General features: G+C 45.2%; 1 protein-coding gene. It reads left to right on the top strand.

Annotated elements, in window-relative coordinates; genetic code table 11:
* A partial coding sequence (locus KIH86_RS09370) for a hypothetical protein (RefSeq protein WP_223110412.1) occupies nucleotides 1-201 on the top strand: 201 nt, incomplete at its 5' end.
* Between the last annotated feature and the right edge of the window lie 102 nt (nucleotides 202-303).

Genomic DNA, 303 nt, shown 5'->3' with positions numbered 1-303 from the left:
TGGAGGAGTGTTCGTATGAAATTTGAAATGAATGGTTCTGACAAGCAAAAGATAGCTCCTGTAATTGGCCGTTGTGAATATTGCGGTTTGGATAATGTGGAGCTCCAAAGTTATGACTTAGAAGATGGGGATTTTGCAATGGGGTGTGTGGATGAAGAACGTTGCCGTCAGCAAATGAATTACAACGAATGGGGGTCGTAATGAGTTGTATACGAATCGGCGGCAGCTGCGCGCCTGGCTGCATCCGTTTCGTATACTTTTAGCAGCTCGCGGATCTCGTTTTTGTATACGTATCTTGTTCGG

The organism is Paenibacillus sinensis, from assembly GCF_019904155.1.
GTDB classification, from domain to species: domain Bacteria; phylum Bacillota; class Bacilli; order Paenibacillales; family Paenibacillaceae; genus Paenibacillus_AQ; species Paenibacillus_AQ sinensis.
Note: the sequence above shows the minus strand (reverse complement) of the source record. Positions and strands in the feature narration are given on the sequence as shown.